The following is a 17,907-nucleotide window of genomic DNA, read 5'->3' as shown; positions in this document are numbered from 1 at the left end:
TGTTTAATTCTTTTCATTTAAGAAAAGCCCTATCACATTTACGAAACTTTGTTCAGTTTTCAAAGGACTACCTTGTCCGTTAAGACAACTTTGTTAGTATATCTTAGCCGGTCAGCGTTGTCAACGACTTTTTTAAAACTTGAATATTTATTCAATGCAGATCTCGGTGCGATCAATGTCTCGCACCTGACTTGCTTCGTGACAACAACAAGTATCTTACCAGCTTTTACGTTGCTTCGTCAACACTATTTTCGACTTTTTTCCGAAATCCGCGGTTCTCCGAATACTGCCAATTTGGAACTCGCAAGAATGAATATTCATCACGCCAAAACGCGAACATCGATGCATAAAATCTCTTTAATGTTAATAAAAAGCGCGATCCTAAGATCACGCTTTTTGATCAAGTTGTTGCAAGTATTCATCTACCCAACCCTGCAAGTGGTTGGCGATCGGCGTAAAACCAGTATGCACTTTTCTTGTGGTCCAATAATGTTTCCGCCGTCGATAGGTCGTCATCTCAGGTGCAGGCATCAACGCGCGCAAAGAAAGGCTGATCTTACCAGAAAACTCATCGATGTCTAAGATCACGACTTCAATTGTTTGGCCAATGTGAAAACGCTCGTTGAGTGCCTTAACAAATCCATGTTGGCACTCCGATATATGCACCAGCCCCTGTGTATGTTCATCTAATAGAACAAACACGCCATAAGGTTGTATCCCGGTCACTTTACCAGAGATAATATCGCCAATGCGATAGTTCATATCGTCACTCATCTCTTCTCGCAATATCCAGCAGCGGTTACTCTGCGTCTGTAATTGTGATGCCGGTGATCGTGATGTCGGTTACCGGACGATCTGCTTGGGTTTTGACTTTGCTGATCGCATCAACCACATCAGTGCCGCCGATCACATGACCAAAGACTGTGTGGCGTCCATCCAACCATGGCGTGCCGCCATTGCGATAGGCGTCGATCACGGCTTTTGGATAACCCGCACCTGGCATTTGCGCAAGCATGTCTGGGTTGATGTGTTCATTCGACACGATAAAAAATTGGCTGCCATTAGTATTTGGACCAGCATTTGCCATCGACAATGCCCCTTTTAGGTTAAAGACTTCAGGAGAAAATTCATCTGCAAATGCATGTCCCCAGATACTTTCGCCACCAGCACCGGTGCCAGTAGGATCGCCGCCTTGGATCATAAAGTCAGCAATCACGCGATGAAAAATGATGCCATCATAGTAACCCTGCTTGGCTAAACCGATGAAATTTTCGACGGCCTTAGGCGCTTGTTGGGTAAACAGTGCAAACGTCACGTCACCCATGCTAGTGTGCATCGTTGCTTTTGGTCCTTTAAAATGAGTTAAATCGAGTTGTGGATACATAATTGCCTCCTATAATGATTAATCTTTCCTATTGTACATGAAGCTAGTGCGGAATGCGACATCATGGCCGCCACCGACAAAATATGTTAGTGTAAAGCTGTTAGATTTTAGAAACGAGGTCAAAAGATGGCGACACATACGTACGAGATCACCGTGATTGGTGGCGGACCAGTCGGCATGTTTGCGGCTTTTTACGCAGGCTTGCATAGCGCCGACGTCCTATTATTAGAAAGTTTAGCCGAATTAGGGGGGCAGCCTGGCAACTTGTATCCGGCCAAGATCCTTTATGATATTGGCGGGTACCCTAACATTAGTGGTCAAGCTTTGATCACCCAATTAAAGACGCAAGTCACCCATTTTCATCCCAGCATCCACACCGCAACAAACGTTTTGGCCATCACGCCGACCCCCACTGGCTTCACGTTAGAAACCACGACTGGCACTTACACCACCAAAGCCGTGATCATTGCCACTGGCGGTGGCGCTTTTACCCCACGCAAACTGGCCGTCGACTATGATCCGGCGTTGGAACCTGAACACATCCAATATTTCGTCCAAGACCTTGAGGAAATGCGCGGCTTGGATGTCGCCATTGCCGGCGGTGGCGATTCGGCGATCGATTGGGCCTTGGCGCTTGAACCCATTGCCAAAAGTGTTCATTTGATCCACCGCCGCAACCAATTCAGAGGCCTGGAATCCAGTGTTGCGAAGTTACAAGCCAGCAGTGTGACCTGCCATACGCCGTTTTTGATCGATGCCGTTACAGCAGAAGCTGATCGCATCAACGTGGCGTTGAAAGAAGTCCGTGGGGATCGGCAAACATCGCTTAATGTCGACAAATTACTGGTGAACTATGGCTTCGTCAGTGAGAACAAACAGTTGCGGCAATGGGGTGTGGCGCTAAAACACAATGCAGTGACCGTCAACTCACAAATGGCTACCAGCATTCCAGGAATCTATGCGATCGGTGATGCCGTCACCTACCCAGGCAAGCTCAAGTTGATCGCAAGCGGCTTTGGTGAAGCCCCGATCGCAATCAATGAAGCCCTCACGTATCTGTACCCAGACCGACGCCAAGCAACCCACAGCACTCAGCTTTACCATTAGGAGGTCAATATGACCAATGAAGAGCGGCTTTATCAACATACCCATGCATTATTAGCCGAGCGTGGGGTCAGCGTTGAAGCAATTGGGGAATTAGTGATGTTTCTGCAGGAAAAATTCATTCCAGACCTGACGCTAGCCGACGCCATGCAAAACGTCGAAATCGTTTTGCTCAAACGTGAGGTGCAAAACGCTGTCATGACGGGTATCCAACTGGATAAATTAGCCGAAGCAGGGCAGCTTGAAGCCCCTTTGCAAAATATTATTGCTGAAGATGAAGGCCTATACGGCGTCGACGAGATCTTGGCATTTGCGATCGTGAATGTCTATGGCTCGATCGGCTTTACGAACTATGGGTATATCGATCGTGTCAAACCTGGCATCTTGGCAAAGCTCAATGCCCATGAACCCGGGATCATTCATACTTTTTTAGATGACATCGTCGGCGCGATCGCAGCAGCAGCTGCCAGTCGTTTAGCCCATTCTCATCCAGAACTTGAAGATGATAACTACTAAAGTTTAAGTAATTCTTCACCTTCCTTGATCGTTTTATCCGTATAATGAAGCTATTACATCAAAGGAGTCGGGAATGACGCAACTAATCGATTTTATTCTTCACATCGATGAACATCTGATCACGATCGTCAATAGCTTTGGCAACTGGACTTACCTGATCTTGTTCCTGATGGTATTCATCGAAACTGGACTCGTGATTTTTCCATTTCTTCCTGGAGATTCGCTCTTGTTCGCCGCTTGTGCCTTAGCCGCAAATTCGGCTTATCACCTTAATGTTTGGCTGTTTTTCGCCCTTTTTCTCGCTGCTGCAGTGATTGGTGATACGGTCAACTACGAAATTGGCAAACACTTAGGCTTAGCCGCATCTAATAGCGGCCTGTTTGGCCGTTTGATCAACCGCGAAAAACTGGCCTCAGCAGAGGCATTCTTTAATAAACATGGCGGCAAAACGATCGCCATCGCGCGCTTCATGCCGTTAGTCAGAACATTTGCCCCATTTGTTGCCGGCGGTTCGAATATGCATTATGGCAAATTCATCCACTACAACTTCTTAGGCGGCTTTTTATGGGTCACAATGTGCTGCCTCGCAGGCTTCTTCTTTGGTAACGTACCATTCGTCAAAGCCCACTTTTCGGCAGTCGTGTTGGGAATCGTTGCCATCTCGTTGATCCCAGTACTGATCACCGCCTTGCGCAGCCGCAAACCCGCGCCAGCAGAAGAGCAGTAGCCGATACACCCGCATAAGCTAATAATAAAGGAGCCATGACAAAGTCATGGCTCCTTTATTTATTAGCGCCGACGTGCATCAACACGACCACGCCAGATTCCCCACGCCATCACTGCTTCAAACAAAAGTAAGGCAAGGACAAAACATGCCATGAAGAAATCTTCTGGCAACACATTGATGATCGGGTCAGTGGCCGGATCAAACAGCCAATCGTTATTCCGAAACAACAACTGATGGAAGCGGATAAAAACCGCATCGAAATTGATCGCCATCAATCCGCCCAGGAGGATCGGTACCACTGCACCGATCCAAAACGGCTGCACTAGCCGCCAACGCTGCTGAGTCTGCTTAAGCCGCTGCCATGTTCGCAAAGCCGGAAACGCCGTGACAACTACCACCGCGATATCCAGTAAGAACAAGTGGCGGACATCCCTGAAATGCTGGGCCCCATTAGCTGAGCTCATAAAGTCTGACATGTGCAGGTGTGAGATCCAAGGCACTTGCAAGTATGCTAACAACTGCAAGTAATTGTGGTACAAGCGTTGAAAAGTTAAGCCACAAGCATTCAAAAGGCCATCTTTCACCACAAACACCGGATAAAGTCCATAAGTCAACAAAATCGTGAGCCATACCACTGCGGCAATGATGAATAACCAAAGCGTAAGCCACTCCCAGCGACGCATGTTAAACCTCCCAGTCTGCCAACGTTGCCACTTGATGTGTCGGTTGCACGGCTTGTGCGGCAACTTGTGCACGAGTCGAAATGCCAGTGTACACCAATAACGTATCGATCCCTGCGTTGATGCCTGCTTTGATATCGGTATTGTAGTTGTCTCCGACCATGACCACGTCTTCTTTGGCCAAGCCCATTTTCTTCAATCCCTGTTCCATAATGATGCCTTCGGGTTTGCCAATATAAAAAGCCTTTTGCTGGGTACTGCGCTCGACTAATGCGATCACAGAACCGGCACCAGGCACTTGGCCGCGCTCATTGGGTAAATTAGTATCTGCATTGGTGCCGATGAATTTGGCCCCGCGCTGAATGGCCAGCGTGGCTAATTCAAACTTATGATACGTCACATCATAATCCAACCCAACGACCACATAATCAGGATCAACTTCATTGAACGTCAAACCAATGTCTAATAACGCTTGTTTGAGCCCTAATTCGCCGATCACATACACACTTTTGCCATGGGCATCCCCATCATTATCTGCTTGGATCCATGCTGCAGTCGCCAAAGAGGGCGTATAGACCTGGCTAGGATCCGCATATACATCGTGATTATTTGCCAAATTCTGGCAAACTGCCGCAGGCGATTTAGTCGTATTATTCGTCAAAAATAAAAACGGGATCTGTTTAGCTTGCAAGCGTTCAACAAACGCCTTTGCTTCGGGGATCCGCTCGCGGCCACGATACATGGTCCCATCCAGATCGATCATATAACCTTTGTATGTCAATTCAAAACCTACTTCTCATTAGATTCACGCTTGCGGATCGTAAAATGCCGCTTGCGTGGTTGATTAGCAGCCACCGTTTGCGCCTGTCCGGTGACGGTGGCTGGTGTTGTTTGTCGCTCTTGATAAGGCTTATTCGGCCGCTTATTATTGCGGCGCCGGCTGCGCCCATTATCCCGCCGCGGTCGGCGTCTGGGCTTTGGCTCAGGCACATCAAGACGTTGAATGACAAAATAAGCACAGCCAAAATTACAATACTCTGCCAGATAATCGCCTAACGTACTGATCATTTGGCCTTTGCTGGCATGCCGGCTGTCATTGGCATAAAATCCCTTCAACCGCAACTGGTCATAGCCCCAATCCCCGACGACATAGTCATACTTATCTAAGATCTCTGTATACCGTTTAGCAAACGCCTCACGATCAAACGGCCGCTTGTATTCTTGGACGATCTGATAGCGACGCCCTGAAATCGTCACCATATCTGGCGCCACTTGCGCAACATCGACCAAGGGGGTCACCTCATGAACAGCCGGTTGCGGCGTCTTAGATTGATTCGATTTTGTTTTCGGCATGTGGCACTCCTTTCCAAACGTCTCAGTATACCATTATCGCAACGGGTAATGCGCCGCAAGATAATCAGCAAACACCGTTCGCAGCAGCTTAGGAAACATAAGTTGATTATCACCAACGATCTCGATCGTCGGGAAAAACGGGATAAACAAATAATGATCAAGACCGGTGATCGTATATAGCCGATCGGGATCTAGCGGTTGATTTGCATATAAGACTTGGCGTTTAGGCGTCACGGTCAAGCCTAGCAGCCCCATATCGCCGAAAATATCCCCACGGAAACTCATCCCAACCAAATGAAAATGTTGCAAAAAATGCCGGTTCTTTTCAATTTCCATCACTAATCGCCAAAGATCCGTTCCTCGCAAGGTGATCTTCATCAAATGCATCGCATGTGGCAATAACGCGTGCAGATCCGCTTGGGTCACCAACCCTGCTGGCAGATCCCGCAAAAACAGCCCCGCATTCACCAATGCTGCCTGCGTCTGGCCGCCTTCAGCTACAGCTGCCAAACCGATGTCACGCAACGGTGACGGCCCATCATACGCAATATTAAAAGCGTGTGGCAACATCGCTATTGGCCGGGCCTGCAACATCTGAATTCCTTTGGCCTGCCAAGCGGCAATTTGTGCCTGATCATCTGGCGCTGCTGGCAAGGTTTCAAACGCATGCGTTTGCGCCACCGACGCCGTGATGCGGTGGGCTGCATCCAGTTGCAAGCGGATCTCGCCGACATACTGGCCGTGTTTGCCGGCAGCCGTCAACAAGGTCTGCTCATCAACTTCACCTTGAGCTAACAGATGGTGCGTGTGGCCGCCAACGATCACATTGATCTGCGGAAAATGTGCCGCTAAATAGCGATCCGCATTGAGCCCCAAGTGTGACAAAACGACCAAGACATCATAGCTGCCCGCAATGGCTTGTAACAAGTCTGGAAGCACCGCTTCTACTGGCTTGACTTGCCAGCCATTGGGTTTATACGTTAAGAAAAATGGGGCCGTAAAGCCTAAGATCGCCACGCGCGTGCCATCTGGAAGCACTTTTTTGACCACTGGCTGCGCCCACTTCGGCCGCCGCCCATCTGGTTCGAACAGATTCGCTAACGCAACCGGAAACGCCGCATGATCGTATAAATGCTCAAGTGTTTCATGGCTATTGCCCACCCCTTCATTGTTGCCGATCGTGACAGCATCATACCCCACCGCATTCAGCTGTTGGATATTGAACTGACCATCTGTTGCTTCTGTTAATGGGTGCACGCGATCCATGGCATCGCCATCATCGACGACTAATACTGCCGCGCCGCGCGCGATTGCAGCTGCTCGGCGCGCTTGGAGCCATCGCGCGATCCGGGGCCAATGGTCCATATGTGAATGCAGATCATTCGTATGCAAAATCACCAACTCAGCCATCGAATCCCTCCCTATCCTTTCATGGTAGGCTAGCCGGTGAGCGCGTGCAACTAAAACCCGAATAAAATCTCCTGGTATGGACCGCACCAACACTCAACATTGTCCAGGCCCATCAGGCGCATACTAAATAGGAGGTCAGCATCAAATGCTCACCTCCTTTCCCACCAAATCAAGTCTACTGGACCAACGCTTCAAAGCGCGCAGCCAGTTGCGGCTGTGCCTCAGGTTGCAACAATGGCACTAGCTGTGGCCAAAAGCTCAATCGAAAATAAGCAGAAGAAAAACCGTGACACTCTAGCTTGCGAAAGCCAAGGGTGATCAACCCATTCACTTGTCCTATTTTCGTCGGTTCACTGTTGGCCAAGACTTCTCGTCGCAATGCCTGCAATGTCCTAACATCGACCACTGCCATGATATCACCTCCATAGGGTGTGGTTATAATGACAGTTTATCTAGACTTTGATTAAAAATCAATGTGAAATTATTTATTTTTCAAAAATTCTCGTTTGCGTTCGGCTAATTCATGCACCTCATTCGCCGTTAAAGGACTGCCCCAGGGAATATCAGCTGACAACCACGCCCGTTCCGGGGCATCGACACCGACATTAATATTCTCAGCGATCGGCACCATGCTGTGATGAATATGGCCATGGAGATTCAACGTTTGCTTGGTAATTCCTAATAACAACGGATAGTGCGTCATAATGAATTGCGTATGGTCATCTTTGATGATCGTCCCGACTGCGTGGAAACTAAATTTATCCTCACCATGCCAAAGCGGATCGTGGTGGTGCAAATACTTGAACAAGCTATTGTAATCATGATTGCCTTTAATAAACGCAATGCGCCCATTCAACTGTGCCAACAATTGCCAAACAGCGGCATCTGTGGGCACGTTTTCCGGATTCATCGCAATATCACCCAAATGATAAACCACATCATTATCATCGACCCGCGCATTCCACGCAGCGATCAAAGCCCTATTCATGGTCGCTACAGAATCAAAAAGCCGTGGGGCAAAGTCGTTTTGGCCGAGTAGATCCCGATGGAAAAAATGTGTATCTGCAATAAAAAAATTCATGCTACCTCCTAAACGATCCGCTGGCGCCGCTTGACGACCCAGAGGGTCACCGGCACCGTCAGTGCTACCGCGATCACAGAAAACAGGACTTGAACCAGTTCGCCAACAAAGATCTGATTATTGATGATCGTGGCAAATGAATACTTCAGCTGGGTAAACCAGATGAATAGCGCTGAAAAGCCGCCAAAGAACCCAAAAAATAAGGTGTTTAAAGCCGTGCCGATAATCGTCGTCTGAATCTCTTTGACCCCTGCTGGTGTGGCTTTGGGTCCCAGTTCGATCACGCCTGCAGCGACGGCACTGGCCGCTTCGGCGATCGCCCCTAAAGTGCCTAATAAACCAGTGGCAATCAACACTTGCTCAAAAGAGACCCCAATATAAACTGAAAAGCCTTCTAACGTCTCTGAGTCTTCCGGGCCAAACCCTGCCGTTGCACTGAAGCGGACCCCAATGATCACCACCGCCAAAACGCCTGCCATGACCAATAAAGAAGCGACAAAAGCCGGACCTGCCACATCCATGCGTGTCGTGCTCAAAAAAATCGTCGCCGCCAGCACACACAACCCGATCACCACGGCCACTCCCACCGGGGAAAAGCCGCCTGCCATCAACACCACAGCTAAGATCATTAACAGCGTGTTCAGCCCCAGTGCAAAAAAGTTGCTTAAACCTTGCTTGCCGCCAACGACCACCATTAGAATTAACAATGCCAACGCCAATGCTGTGATCGCACTCATCTGAGCCTCCTGGTTCTGCGCGCCGCCAATGCGGCTAACCCGCTAGTGAGCGGGATCGCCAAAACAATCCCAAATGCTGAGATCAAAGATTGCGCAAATCCCAGCCCCATCACCCAAACCACTGTTTGACTGATCGAATTCCCATTGCGCAGCCACAAGACGCTTTCGGCAAAGGTTTCTGCAATGAAAATCATAAATAAAACGGTGATCAACGGTCCCATCACATTGCGCCCAATTGCCATACCGGCGTGGAACCGCGCTTTGCCCCCGTCGTGAAGCTGAAAGATCGCAACGGCAATATCTGAGCTTTCATCCAACACCGCACCTAGCGATCCGATGATGATCTGCACGAAAAACAGCAACTGAGGTGCTTGGGTCACATACTTGACGGTTTCTAAATGCAGATCGCGATAATTCGTCCAAACGAAAATACCGTACCCTAAAGCAACCCCTAATGCTGTTGCCCCGATCGTCGCACTGGCCACGACTGCCGCCAAGGGCTTGACGCCTACGACAAACACAGTTGTGATCACCGCAAACCCGATCGCGACGGCACTAAACAACAAAAACGCCAAGGTTTGATGACTGGCGATTTCAACATGCAGCGCAACGATAAACAGTAATGCGTTGGCGGTAATTGAAACTAGGGTCAACCACAAATGCCGGCCAACGATCAGGCCTAACAGAACCAACGTGGCCGCCGCCAATGCCATTAAGATGGCATCGCGTTTGATGTTACTGATCGTGTAGCGGCGCCCGGCGTGCGCCAAAAAGACTTGATTACCTGGCGCCAGGGGTGCATCTTCTGCGCCACTAGCCGAATACGTGTTGTGCAAGGTCAGCCGTTGACCCTGTTTAGCGGTATTCAACAAGACCGCCTGCAATTTTTGAGTCACCACGCGATCATGATTTTGGAAGTTATCTACTGGGTGCGCAACCTGCGTGGTTTGGACCGTTTGAATGCGGGCAATGGGCTGTCGATACCAGCCGGCATCAAATTGCATCCCCACAAACACCAAAACAAATGCCAGCACCGGCAAACCCCAGCGCCACCAGCAGCGGTGCCCACTAACCGACATGATTTTGTTTGAGAATGTCGTCATAAGCGTCCCGGATCGCGCCTTCCGGCTTATCCCAAACCTCCCACGCGTCAAGATCCACCGGTGGAACTTGATAGGTTTCATTAATATAGGCTTCATATCGCCGCACAGCAGTTGAGTGCGGAATATTCAACTGCACGATGCGCACGCGCTTGATCAAGTGCTTGATCGCCGCTTTTTCAGCGCGTCCATTCATCAAGATGTTGCCTAATTCGTAATACTGACTCCCATCATTAAGCGTGATTTCTTGGATCAAATCAAACGTCTGATATTCATCGTCCAATGTGATACCTCCTATATTTCTCAAACGATTCGTGCTAAGGTCTTATGCATAAGGAGAGGAATTTATGTCCAAATGCTTACTGTTTACTGCTTGGGTGGCTTTATATGCCTGCTTGTGCGGATTCGTCGTAGTCGGCCATCGCGGCGATCCGCTACAATATCCTGAAGAGACCTTCCAAGGCGATTCTGCGGCATTTGCCGCCGGGGCCGATTATGTCGAATTAGACGTGCAAGAATCCAGTGATGGGGTGCTCGTGATCCAACACGACCCGACACTCAAACGGACAACCGGCGCCAACGTCGCGATCACAGCCGCAACTTTTCAGCAAATCCAGCAATATCATACCAAAAATGGCGAACCGATACACAGCCTGCAAGCACTCTTTGCACATTATCAACAAACCGATACCAAGTTTTTGATCGAAACGAAAATCGAAAAAGGCGTCCCTCATCCCCAAATGGAAGCTAAGATCGCCGCACTGGTCAACACCTATCATATGCAAGATCGCGTGATGTTCCATTCGTTTTCTCTCAGCAGCCTAAAGCGTCTGCAAACCTTGCTCCCTAGTGTGCCGAGGATCTTTATTGTCGGATCGCTCAAACGGATCAACTTTGCGGTTTTTCCTTATGTCACCGGCATCAATGTGTCGAGTGACCTCGTGAGTGCGAAGCTGGTCTCGGATCTGCATCACATCGGCCAAAAAGTATATGTGTGGGATGAAATGAATGAAAACCAAAAGAAATGGCGCTGGCTATCCAACCTCCCGATCGACGGGGTCGTGACCAACTACCCTAAGTTGGCCCACACCTACCAATCGCTGACTCGAGAAGCCCAAGTTCACCCTGTCGACACCTTGGCCACCAATACGAATACCTCTGCCATCCCGATTTACACGAATCCTTATCAGCCGACAGTACGCAAGCAAAAACTGTCAGCACAAGCCGTGGTCAACGTGCAAAAAGCCATTCGCTCTGAGCAAACCACCTACTATCAAATCGGGACCAATGCCTTCGTCGAGGCGACGACTCTTAACTTAGCGCCGCTAGCCGGCTGGGCGCAGCTGCTGCTGGGCCAAAAAGCGACGGTGACTCCGGCTGCTGGCTGGCAAGTCACGACTCGCCAAGCACCGCAGCAAAGCAGTGCGCGCCTTCAAACTCTCGCCAATGGCCAGCAAGTCCAGATCTTAGCAGTGAAATTACATGGCAGCACTGTTTGGTGTCAAACCGCCAACGGTTGGCTCACAGCCAACCAGCTGCAATTACAGCCTCAGCTGAATGAGGCCCGCTGTTGGTTTTTGCGGTTTCATCAAGCGCATGGTCTGCAAGTGCCAAAACTTGGCCTTGGCCAAACACGTACTGGCGTCTTGAACGCGCATGCTTTAGATCTGACGCTTTATTAGGCGTCTTGAAAACGATATGCTATGGTGAAAGTATCTAAAAAAATTAAGGTGGGAATACAATGACAATCAACTGGCAAGCCCTGGCGGCTGACTATCAAACAGACATTTTGCACGATCTGGCAACTTTAGTCGCGATCGAATCAGTCCGCAATGACGATCTGGCGACCCCACAAGCACCTTTAGGAGAAGGCCCAGCAGCTGCTTTGAAGGCGATGCTGGCACTGGCAAAACGCGATGGATTTGCCACCAAAAATTTTGACAACGTGGTCGGTCGCATCGTCGCCGGTCAAGGCCCGGAAGTGATCGGGATCTTAGGCCATATGGATGTGGTCCCAGCCGGTCCTGGTTGGGATAGTGATCCCTTTTTTCTGACGCAAAAAAACCAGCGTTTATACGGCCGCGGGACGGCTGATGACAAAGGCCCAACGCTTGCCGCTTATTACGCGCTGAAGCTGTTAAAAGATCAAGGGATCACGTTAAACAAGCGTGTCGACTTCATTATCGGGACTGATGAAGAATCCGGCTGGTATGGGATGACCCGTTATCAACAAACAGAACAACTGCCGGAATACGGTTTTTCACCTGATGCTGAGTTTCCGATCATCAATGGGGAAAAAGGGATCAGTACCTTGTTGTTGACCTTCAATGCCACCAAGCCTGCCTTGGCCAACCGCCAATTGTTGTCATTCAGCAGCGGCTTGCGGGTCAACATGGTGCCTCAAACTGCCACCGCGATCATCACCGGGACGCTGCCGCCAGATTGGCAAGCGGTCACTGCCGCTTATGCCAAAGCGCATCACGTCACAATCGACACCACGCAAAGCGTTGACGGTCAAGTCTTTACGCTCACTGGCAAAGGGGCACATGCTTTGGAACCAGACGCCGGGATCAACGCGGCCACGCATTTAGCCACACTGTTAGCGCCATGGGTGGACGATCCTGCTGGACAGCAATATTTAACGACTATTGCCACTTATTTACATGACGATTCGCGCGGTCATCGGTTAGGGATCGCGATCACTGATCCAGTCATGGGCGAGCTGACGGCTAGTGCTGATCTGTTTACCTATCAGCCAGATGGTGAACAAAGCATTGCCATCAACGTGCGTTATCCCCAAGGAACTGACCTGGACGTTATCCAACGCCAGATGCAAGCCACACTCGACACCACTGCCACCGTCAGCATTCAAGATCCTGGCCACACCCCGCATTATGTCTCGGCACAAACGCCTTTTGTTCAAACCTTATTGCAAGTCTTTGAAGCCCATACGGGACAGGCTGGTCACGAAAAAGTGATCGGCGGCGGCACGTATGGCCGCATCCTTAAGCATGGCGTGGCCTTTGGCGCGATGATGCCAGGACGCGAAAATGTGATGCACCAAGCAAATGAATATATGCCGCTAGCTGACTTGATCCAAGCCGTCGCGATATATGCCGACGCGATCTATCGGCTCACACGCTAGAAGGAAGCTTATGTTTACACCAGATACGTTACGCGCTTTATTACCTGCTGCTTTACAGACTCTGCCCATTGAAACGTTTACTACCACGACGTCGACCAATGCCGTTGCGGCAACGCGCGTCACTGGTGGCCAAAAAGCGCCTTTTTGGCTGCTTGCTAATGCCCAAACCAATGGTGTCGGCCGCTTAGGCAAGGCATTTTTCTCACCGGCGCAAACCGGCTTGTACATGACATATGCCTTACCTGCCGTTGCCGCACCGCTATTATCATTATTGACGCCAGCAGCCGGTGTGGCGCTGCAACAAGCGATCGCGCAACAGTTGCAGGTCACAACTCAAATCAAGTGGGTCAATGATTTATTGATCGCCAACCAAAAAGTCGCTGGCATCTTGGCATCACGGCTTGCCGATGGCACGATCTTGATTGGGATCGGGATCAATATTGCCCCTGCCGGCTACCGACCCGACGTCGCCATCGACTTGCCGGTTGGCACTTTGCTTTCTGCCCAACCGCGATCAGACATCCGGCCAGCCCTAGCCGCGGCTTGGTTAAGCCGCTTTACCGCATTGCTGGCTGCCCCAGAAACGATCATGCCACAATATCGCCCGGTTGCCGCTTGGATCGGTCAAACCGTTCGCTTAAGCGGCGCCCATGAACCTGTCGATGGGGTCTTGCAAGGTTTTGCCGATGACGGCAGTTTGATCTTGCGCACGGCTAGCGGTTTACACCAATACAACACCGGCTCCATCCGCCTGCATTAGACGCCCACGACCGCCACGCAGGCACGAATAACACCAAATAGCGCCTTGGCCTGGACAAGCATGTTTTCATCCAGGCCAAGGCGCTATTTGGCGGATCCAGCAAACGGTCAATTTGCCGCTACGATCTTCGTTAAATCACTAAACTCACTCAGTTGATACGTTGGCTGTTGCTGGCCGCGATTGGGAATAAAATGCGGATTGAACCAGACGGTATCGATATGCGCATTCTGGCCGCCTTGAATGTCACTGGTAAGCGAATCGCCGATGATCAGCGCGGTTTGCGGCTCGTAATGGGGGGTGCGTTTGGCCACGTAGTCAAAAAACGCTGCGGTAGGTTTAGGCGCACCAACACTGTCAGACACGAACACATCATCAAAATAATCGATCAAATGACTCTTGGTCAGCCGAAACTGTTGCGCTTTTTCAATGCCGTTAGACACCACGAATAGGTGGAAATCTTGCAACGCTGCTAAGGTCTCGATCACATGCGGCAACAAGATCGCCTGCTGATTGACGGTATGCATATAGTAGCGCTCTGCTGCCATGGGATCGCCATTGAGGTGCAGACGCTTAAAAAGGGTTGGCATCCGCGTGGCAAAAATTTGCTCCCGCTGGATCTCGCCGCGTTCATACCGCTGCCATAAACTGGTATTGATCTGCAAATACGCCGCCTCTAGTTGTGGTGTATACGGGATCTGCTGGCGGCGAAAAGTCGCGGCTAAACTCGTCAACTCACCTGCTTCAAAATCCAACAACGTGTCATCTACATCAAAAAATAAATTGCGATACATAACCTACCGTTCCTTTTCCTGGTTTCCTTAACGCTAGCATACTGATCGGGTCCTTGTATATGGTGGATGTAAAAAGACTGTAACATCACGGTTGCCGTGCTTTTATGGTGTTTGCTTCGATCTAATGATAAAATGAGCCATATTGCGCAAATCCAAAAGGTGGGGAAGTATGTGAAGACGCTCATAACGTGGCTTGGGGCCCGGTGGCAACATTGGCTCACCCGGTTGAACGAACGAGCCCGGGCCAATAAGGCTAAAACGATTGCATTACCACCGTTTTCAGCTAAAACTTGGCCATTATATTTGGATATCGTCTTGCAAGCATTCAAGACCATCATCTATTATGCGGTTGCAGTCTTGGCGATCGGCACTGTTTTTGGAATCGGTTTGCTGGCTGGTTATTTTGCCGCGATCGTCAATGACACGCCAGTCCCGACACGCACTGCCATGCAACGCACGTTGAACAATGTGGACCAATCGACCAACCTGTATTTTGCCGACAATGTTGAGTTGACCCACGTCAAAAGCGACTTGATCCGCGATGCGGTGAATCTTGATCAAGTCTCGCCTTGGGTCCAAAAAGCGATCATCGCGACTGAAGATGAAGACTTTTATGCCAACGCCGGCGTGTCACCAAAAGCAGTGGTTCGCGCTGTTTTTAGTGAATTCACTGGTGTCGGCAGCCAAACTGGGGGCTCGACGCTCACGCAGCAAGTCGTCAAGTTGCAGTTTTTAAATTCTGAAACGACCTTCAAACGCAAAGTGACTGAAATCATGTATGCGTTGCGGATCAATCATTTCTTCAGCAAAGAAAATATCTTACAAGCTTACTTAAACATCGCTACTTTTGGGCGTAACAATAAAGGCCAAAATATTGCCGGGATCCAAACTGCCGCCCAAGGATTATTTAGCAAAAATGCCAAAGACCTGACCTTGCCTGAAGCAGCCTTCATTGCCGGGCTGCCTCAAAGTCCTTCTGTGTATACCCCTTACACTGCCTCTGGGACTTTGAAGCGCGATATCAGTGCCGGCATTCAACGCCAACATACGGTTTTGTTTCGGATGTATCGTGCCGGTTCGATCACTAAAAAGGAATACCATGATGCTTTGGCCTTTGATCTGAAGAAAGATTTTCAAGGCCATGACACCGAATCTGATGACGCCACCACAAAATATGCTTATGTTTACAATATGGTGACCAGCGAAGCTAAATCGATCTTAGCACGCCAATTAGCCAAAGCTGACGGCCATACCCAAGCCGATTTGGATAAAGATTCGGCGCTGCAAAACCAGTACTTGACTCAAGCTCAAACCCTATTGACGACCAAGGGTTATCAAGTGCATTCGACCATTAACAAGCAAGTTTATGACAGCATGCAAACAGTGGTCAAAAACAATGCGTATACTTTTGGCACTACCTATTCCAGCAGTGATATCGATCCGGAAACCGGCGAATATACGACAGAATCTGAACCGGTACAAAACGGCTCTGTCTTGTTGAACAACCGTACTGGGGCAGTTATCGGTTTTGTTGGTGGTGTCTCTGGTGAATTGAACCATATTTACACGACCCGCTCGCCAGGCAGTTCTATCAAGCCGCTGGCCGTGTATGGTCCTGCCATCGAAAACCGCGTGATCGGCTCACAATCGATGCTGGCAGACTTTAAGACGAACTTCCCGAATTACAGTGTGACCGATTATGGCGGCCAGATCCAAAACCAGTTCATCTCGGCCACCGACGCGTTAGCAAATTCCTATAATATCCCTGCTGTGAACCTTTACGACAAGCTGCGCCAAAGTGTCAATGTACAGTCATATCTGACTAAACTTGGCATCTCGACGTTAACGGCACATGATTATGCGCAATTAGGGCTTGCCCTTGGAGGCACGGATTATGGGGTCACCGTCGAAGACCAAGCCAGCGCGTACACGACCTTCGAAAATGGCGGTCGGCACACGGATGCTTATGTGATCGATTCGATCATGGATCCTGGCGGTAATGTGATCTATAAGCATCATGAAAATCCGACTCAAGTCTTCACCCCTGCCACCACTTACATCATGCAACAAATGATGCACTCGGTGATCACCAAAGGCACGGCTGCTTCTTTGAATTATCAGCTCAGCTTTGACACCAGCAACTTGATCGGTAAAACCGGGACTTCTAACGATTACAAAGATATTTGGTTTGTCGGCTCGACGCCTGGCGTTACTTTAGCCAGCTGGATCGGCTATGATAACGCCAACGGTACGGCATACAACTTATCCAGCAGTGCGAGTGAAACCAACTTGGCCTATTGGGCCAAGCTCGCCAATGCCACTTACAAGCTGATCCCCAATACGTTCAAAGCCGATGAGACGCCAACAGAACCTAGCGGCGTAGCGCGCAGTACCGTCAACAAACTGACTGGGCAGCATAACGGCAATGTCGACTTTGATGGCACTAACTACGCCGTCAGCGGCGATACTGTCACCAATTTATATAATGGCACCGCCCCGACGACCGCAACTAGTCAATTCGGGATCGGCGGGACGATGGAAAATTACAAACTATTTTGGGAATACGTTGGCGGCAAACGCAGCAACGGCTACGGCAAAGTCACCACTGAATATGGTGCCAACTCCAACCAATGACAGTCCCGCGAAATAACGGCAGCCATGCTCCAACGCGGCTGCCGCTATTTTCGTCACTGCGTCAACCACCCCCGAATGAATTCGAGGGCTTGCGGGGACAGAAGCCTCGCTGACTTCCTTGCCGCAATTTCCACAGATACATTCTGTCACCAACAATAATTCGTCAGCTTCTCAGACTAATTCCTGTGGCTTTAACATCCCCAGGTTGCCATAGGGACTTGGTGTGTTTCGCCTTAGTCCTATAGACACCGAAGGGCCATAGGGACTTGGTGTATTTCGCCTTAGTCCCATGGACACCGTAGGGCCTTAGGGACTTTTCGTGTACTTTGCTTTAGTCATTCCGCAAGCTTGGTAATCCCACGAGCCAGAATGTTCTGTGCCGCATTATGGTCGCGAATGTGGTGTTGGCCGCATTGTGGACAATCCCATTGGCGTTGGGCCAAAGTCAGCTTGTGGGTACCTGCTGTACCCATCACAAAACCACA

General features: G+C 49.8%; 20 protein-coding genes. 7 read left to right on the top strand and 13 right to left on the bottom strand.

The genetic code is table 11. The annotated features are described in order from the left end of the window. Positions 1 to 387 precede the first annotated feature (387 nt). A complete protein-coding gene (locus tag EKM91_RS12785; RefSeq protein WP_125754290.1) occupies positions 388 to 762 on the bottom strand; it encodes a CvfD/Ygs/GSP13 family RNA-binding post-transcriptional regulator in 375 nt (124 codons plus the stop codon). Between the two features lie 37 nt (positions 763 to 799). Beyond that, entirely contained in the window at positions 800 to 1,387 is a 588-nt protein-coding gene (locus EKM91_RS12780) for a peptidylprolyl isomerase (protein ID WP_125754289.1), read from the bottom strand. 123 nt (positions 1,388 to 1,510) lie between these two features. Here EKM91_RS12780 and EKM91_RS12775 point away from each other — a divergent pair, with 123 nt between their 5' ends. The 3 genes from EKM91_RS12775 (at position 1,511) to EKM91_RS12765 (ending at position 3,731) form a co-directional block, all read left to right on the top strand. After that, positions 1,511 to 2,491: an NAD(P)/FAD-dependent oxidoreductase gene (locus tag EKM91_RS12775; RefSeq protein ID WP_125754288.1), complete on the top strand. Its 981-nt coding sequence runs from the start codon at positions 1,511 to 1,513 to the stop codon at positions 2,489 to 2,491. 9 nt (positions 2,492 to 2,500) lie between these two features. Further along, a complete protein-coding gene (locus EKM91_RS12770; protein WP_125754287.1) occupies positions 2,501 to 3,004 on the top strand; it encodes a phosphatidylglycerophosphatase A family protein in 504 nt (167 codons plus the stop codon). A gap of 73 nt (positions 3,005 to 3,077) precedes the next feature. After that, complete coding sequence (locus tag EKM91_RS12765; protein ID WP_125754286.1) at positions 3,078 to 3,731, top strand: VTT domain-containing protein; 654 nt, start codon at positions 3,078 to 3,080, stop codon at positions 3,729 to 3,731. 62 nt (positions 3,732 to 3,793) lie between these two features. Here the strand turns inward: EKM91_RS12765 and EKM91_RS12760 are convergent, their stop codons facing one another. The 9 genes from EKM91_RS12760 to EKM91_RS12720 all read right to left on the bottom strand — a co-directional run bounded on the left by EKM91_RS12760 (position 3,794) and on the right by EKM91_RS12720 (position 10,375). Then, the gene (locus EKM91_RS12760) at positions 3,794 to 4,414 is read right to left on the bottom strand and encodes a TIGR01906 family membrane protein (RefSeq protein WP_125754285.1); all 621 of its coding nucleotides are present in this window, start codon (positions 4,412 to 4,414) and stop codon (positions 3,794 to 3,796) included. A 1-nt stretch (position 4,415) separates the two neighbouring features. Further along, on the bottom strand, positions 4,416 to 5,192 hold the full coding sequence (locus EKM91_RS12755; protein ID WP_125754284.1) for a TIGR01457 family HAD-type hydrolase: 777 nt from the start codon (positions 5,190 to 5,192) through the stop codon (positions 4,416 to 4,418). A gap of 8 nt (positions 5,193 to 5,200) precedes the next feature. After that, positions 5,201 to 5,764 carry a YutD family protein gene (locus EKM91_RS12750; RefSeq protein ID WP_125754283.1) on the bottom strand — a complete coding sequence of 188 codons (564 nt, stop codon included), beginning with the start codon at positions 5,762 to 5,764 and terminating at the stop codon, positions 5,201 to 5,203. Positions 5,765 to 5,797: 33 nt separating this feature from the next. Continuing rightward, positions 5,798 to 7,174: a bifunctional metallophosphatase/5'-nucleotidase gene (locus tag EKM91_RS12745; protein WP_125754282.1), complete on the bottom strand. Its 1,377-nt coding sequence runs from the start codon at positions 7,172 to 7,174 to the stop codon at positions 5,798 to 5,800. Between the two features lie 175 nt (positions 7,175 to 7,349). Then, complete coding sequence (locus EKM91_RS12740) at positions 7,350 to 7,586, bottom strand: hypothetical protein (RefSeq protein WP_125754281.1); 237 nt, start codon at positions 7,584 to 7,586, stop codon at positions 7,350 to 7,352. A gap of 69 nt (positions 7,587 to 7,655) precedes the next feature. Continuing rightward, positions 7,656 to 8,255, bottom strand: a complete 600-nt coding sequence (locus EKM91_RS12735; protein ID WP_125754280.1) for a metallophosphoesterase — start codon at positions 8,253 to 8,255, stop codon at positions 7,656 to 7,658. A gap of 8 nt (positions 8,256 to 8,263) precedes the next feature. After that, positions 8,264 to 8,992 (bottom strand): YibE/F family protein, encoded by a 729-nt coding sequence (locus EKM91_RS12730; protein WP_125754279.1) that lies wholly within the window; start codon positions 8,990 to 8,992, stop codon positions 8,264 to 8,266. Continuing rightward, on the bottom strand, positions 8,989 to 10,071 hold the full coding sequence (locus EKM91_RS12725; RefSeq protein WP_225419532.1) for a YibE/F family protein: 1,083 nt from the start codon (positions 10,069 to 10,071) through the stop codon (positions 8,989 to 8,991). Before EKM91_RS12725 ends, EKM91_RS12730 begins: the two co-directional genes overlap by 4 nt. Next, the gene (locus EKM91_RS12720) at positions 10,061 to 10,375 is read right to left on the bottom strand and encodes a hypothetical protein (RefSeq protein ID WP_125754278.1); all 315 of its coding nucleotides are present in this window, start codon (positions 10,373 to 10,375) and stop codon (positions 10,061 to 10,063) included. The genes EKM91_RS12725 and EKM91_RS12720 overlap by 11 nt, the downstream gene beginning before the upstream one ends. A 64-nt stretch (positions 10,376 to 10,439) precedes the next feature. Here EKM91_RS12720 and EKM91_RS12715 point away from each other — a divergent pair, with 64 nt between their 5' ends. The 3 genes from EKM91_RS12715 to EKM91_RS12705 are packed head-to-tail and all read left to right on the top strand — an operon-like array spanning position 10,440 to position 13,997. Beyond that, a complete protein-coding gene (locus tag EKM91_RS12715; protein WP_125754277.1) occupies positions 10,440 to 11,774 on the top strand; it encodes a glycerophosphodiester phosphodiesterase in 1,335 nt (444 codons plus the stop codon). A 59-nt stretch (positions 11,775 to 11,833) separates the two neighbouring features. Continuing rightward, a complete protein-coding gene (gene pepV, locus EKM91_RS12710; protein WP_125754276.1) occupies positions 11,834 to 13,237 on the top strand; it encodes a dipeptidase PepV in 1,404 nt (467 codons plus the stop codon). A gap of 10 nt (positions 13,238 to 13,247) precedes the next feature. Next, positions 13,248 to 13,997: a biotin--[acetyl-CoA-carboxylase] ligase gene (locus EKM91_RS12705; protein WP_164508591.1), complete on the top strand. Its 750-nt coding sequence runs from the start codon at positions 13,248 to 13,250 to the stop codon at positions 13,995 to 13,997. A 107-nt stretch (positions 13,998 to 14,104) separates the two neighbouring features. Here the strand turns inward: EKM91_RS12705 and EKM91_RS12700 are convergent, their stop codons facing one another. After that, the gene (locus EKM91_RS12700; protein WP_125754274.1) at positions 14,105 to 14,788 is read right to left on the bottom strand and encodes a YjjG family noncanonical pyrimidine nucleotidase; all 684 of its coding nucleotides are present in this window, start codon (positions 14,786 to 14,788) and stop codon (positions 14,105 to 14,107) included. 150 nt (positions 14,789 to 14,938) lie between these two features. Here EKM91_RS12700 and EKM91_RS12695 point away from each other — a divergent pair, with 150 nt between their 5' ends. Next, the gene (locus tag EKM91_RS12695; RefSeq protein ID WP_379896650.1) at positions 14,939 to 17,422 is read left to right on the top strand and encodes a transglycosylase domain-containing protein; all 2,484 of its coding nucleotides are present in this window, start codon (positions 14,939 to 14,941) and stop codon (positions 17,420 to 17,422) included. Between the two features lie 335 nt (positions 17,423 to 17,757). On the opposite strand, the gene EKM91_RS12690 is transcribed toward EKM91_RS12695, so the two are convergent. Then, the coding region (locus tag EKM91_RS12690) for a zinc ribbon domain-containing protein (RefSeq protein WP_164508590.1) at positions 17,758 to 17,907 on the bottom strand (150 nt) is incomplete at its 5' end.

Origin of the sequence: Lacticaseibacillus baoqingensis, from assembly GCF_003946165.1 — a bacterium.
Lineage (GTDB): Bacteria > Bacillota > Bacilli > Lactobacillales > Lactobacillaceae > Lacticaseibacillus > Lacticaseibacillus baoqingensis.
The sequence above is the reverse complement of the archived record's forward strand: the minus strand, read 5'-3'. Positions and strand labels throughout refer to the sequence as shown.